The organism is Tardiphaga sp. (assembly GCF_025356345.1).
Lineage (GTDB): Bacteria > Pseudomonadota > Alphaproteobacteria > Rhizobiales > Xanthobacteraceae > Tardiphaga.
In genome coordinates, this window is record NZ_JANXTC010000262.1 from 1 (window position 1) to 2619 (window position 2619).

3 protein-coding genes and 1 pseudogene are annotated in these 2619 nt (G+C 66.6%); 2 read left to right on the forward strand and 2 right to left on the reverse strand.

Annotated features, from left to right (window positions below):
• On the reverse strand, positions 1–1298 hold a 1298-nt coding region (locus Q0S16_RS16060; protein ID WP_295849999.1), incomplete at its 3' end, for an FAD-dependent oxidoreductase.
• Positions 1299–1420: 122 nt separating this feature from the next.
• Between Q0S16_RS16060 and Q0S16_RS16065 the strand changes: the two genes are divergently transcribed.
• Both Q0S16_RS16065 and Q0S16_RS16070 read left to right on the forward strand, forming a co-directional pair.
• Positions 1421–1951 carry a histidine phosphatase family protein gene (locus Q0S16_RS16065; protein WP_295850000.1) on the forward strand — a complete coding sequence of 177 codons (531 nt, stop codon included), beginning with the start codon at positions 1421–1423 and terminating at the stop codon, positions 1949–1951.
• Between the two features lie 53 nt (positions 1952–2004).
• The gene (locus Q0S16_RS16070) at positions 2005–2430 is read left to right on the forward strand and encodes a universal stress protein (protein WP_295850001.1); all 426 of its coding nucleotides are present in this window, start codon (positions 2005–2007) and stop codon (positions 2428–2430) included.
• A gap of 7 nt (positions 2431–2437) precedes the next feature.
• Here Q0S16_RS16070 and Q0S16_RS16075 read toward each other — a convergent pair.
• Positions 2438–2619, reverse strand: a pseudogene (locus Q0S16_RS16075) (hypothetical protein); the annotation flags it as partial.

A 2619-nucleotide genomic window follows, 5' to 3' on the forward strand; every position in this document is an offset into this window, starting at 1 on the left:
CGGTAACGCGCCAGCACGCCGCCCAGTGCCACGCTCTGGCGTTCCCACTGGCCGATGGCGTGGCCGGCGATGCGGCCGGCGACGCCGCCCGCCCAGACCAGCTCGAACGGAGCGAACTGCCGCCAGCGCTCGTCGCCCGCGATGATGCCGGAGGCGATCAACTGGCCAGCCATCGCCGTGGTGTTGAGGCCCTGTCGGCCAAAGCCGCTGGCGACCCACAGGCCGCGACGCAATTGCCCAATCTGTGGCATGCCGTGCACGGTCTGCCCGATCGCGCCGCTGAAGCTTTCCGCGATGGTAACGCTGCCGAGTTTCGGAAACACGGTGCGGATGCGCCGCGCGATGGCCCCGGCATGACGCGCTGGCCGCCCCGCCCAGGTGGTCTCCGGGCTCGACCACATCAGCCGGTCGCCATCGACAATGCGAAAATGATCGATGCCGTCGGTATCCGTCACCGAGCCCTGGAACGTCATCACTTCGGAAAGACGCGCGCCGAGCGGCTCGGTCACCGCCGCATAACGCCACACCGGCAGCAACGTATCGGACAGCCGCTGCGCGGGGGCGCCGAGATGAATGTTGCCGGCCAGCACGATATGCGAGGCGCGCAAGCTGGCCGACGGCGTCACGATGCGCTTGCGGATGCCGGCGGCATCGAAGCTGACGACCGGCGTGTCCTCGAAGATCCGTACCCCCGCCTGCTTCGCCAGCCCAACCAACCCGGTGAGATAGCGCCGACCGTCAATCTGGAACGCGTTCGGATAATACACGCCGTGAAAATAGCGCTCGGTCCTTAGCACGTCGCGGACGCGGTCGACCTGCCAGCCCTCGACCTCGGTAGCAAAATCCTCGCTGAGCATCTGTAGCCGGGCGATCAGGCGCTCGCCGACATCGACGCAGGACACTTGCAAGGCGCCCTCGCTGAGGCCTATGCCCGGCATCAGCTGCTCGGATGCATTGGCGCGGACATAATCGGCGCCCATTTGCGACAACGCCCACAGTTCGCGCGCGTCCTCGAAGCCGACGCGCGCAATCAGATCCGGCAACGGCAGCCCGAAACCCGGCATCACCGTGCCGAGCTGGTTTCCGGACGCGTTCCAGCCGACATGGCGGCCTTCCAGCACCGCGACGCTGGCGCCCTGCCGGGCGGCTTCCAGCGCCACGGTCAGTCCGGCCAGACCGGCGCCGACGACGCAGACATCGACATCGAGGCTGGAGGTCAGCCGCGCGCGCTCCGCCGGGTCGGTGTCGGGTCCAAATGTCGCATCGGTTGAAGCCGCGCCCGTGGAAGCTGAGGTCATGGCGTTTTCTTACGGACCCGTCAGGCGCTTGTCACCTTGTCCTCACCTGCCATGTCGATTAATCCGCAGGTGTGACCGGCGCAGCCGCGCCGGCCTGCCTCTCGCTGAATCGAGACCGCGCCATGCGCCGTTTGCTGTTGCTGCGTCACGCCAAGACCGAAACCGACGCGCCAAGCGGGCGCGATTTCGACCGCCGGCTCGACGACCGCGGCCAGATCGACGCCGCCACCATGGGCGGCTGGCTGAAGCGACACCCGCCGCTGCCGGATCTGGTCTGTGTTTCCACCGCTATCCGGGCCCGGCAGACCTGGGATCTCGCCGCGGCCGCCATGACCGGCATGGTCCCCGCCGTGGCGCATCTCGAGGAATTGTACGGCGCCGGCCCCGCCGAACTGCTGGCGGTGATCCGCGGCGCCGCCAGCGAAGACCCGCAACATCTGATGATCATCGGCCACAATCCCGGCCTGCATGAGCTGGCGATCGGCCTGATCGGCCGCGGCGACGACGAAGGCCGCGCCGCCCTCGACAACAACCTGCCAACCTCCGGCCTGGTGGTAATCGAGTTTCCGATCGAGGACTGGGACGACATTGCCTTCCGCGGCGGCCGCCTGCTGCATTATGTCAGCCCGAAACTGCTGAAAGGCGCCGAATAGAAGCCAACACCTGCTTTCCTCCGTGCTACGCTAAGGCGCACAGGGAGCCGCAGATGTATCAATCCATTCTGATCCCGATCGATCTCGCCGAAACCGAGATCGCCAAACCCGCCATCGCCCATGCGGCAATACTGTCGAAAACCTTTGGCGGCCGCGTGCGACTGCTCAATGTGCTGCCTATGACGCCGGTGATGCTGGCCGAGTATGTGCCCGCGGATTTCGATACCCAGCAGCGCGGCGCGTCGGAAGAGGCCCTCGCTGCCTTTGCGCGCGATTGCGGCATCGAGACCGACAGGGTCACCCATGTGGTGCGGCAGGGCGGCATCTATCACGAGATCCTCGAAGAGGCCGCGGCGATCAAGGCCGATCTGATCGTGATGACCTCGCACCGCCCTGCGATGCGCACCTATTTCCTTGGCTCCAACGCCGGCCATGTGGTGCGCTACGCCACCTGCTCGGTGCTGGTGGTGCGGCCGTAACAAGCTCCTACCGCAGCAACTCGCCAGGCACCTGATAAAACGTGTAGTCGCGCGGCCGGTTGCGCCGGACAAAGCCGCCGATCTGCCAACCAAACAGCGCGCCGAAGCCAACGATGAACACCACGCCGGCCATCTCGCCCGTGAACAGCGCGCGCAACAGCAGGCCGGTCATCGCGGTGCCGACCAGCG

Coding starts and splice junctions, on each gene's coding strand:
- Q0S16_RS16065 (WP_295850000.1), top strand. CDS start 1,421: ATGCGCCGTTTGCTGTTGCTGCGTCACGCCAAGACCGAAACCGACGCG.
- Q0S16_RS16070 (WP_295850001.1), top strand. CDS start 2,005: ATGTATCAATCCATTCTGATCCCGATCGATCTCGCCGAAACCGAGATC.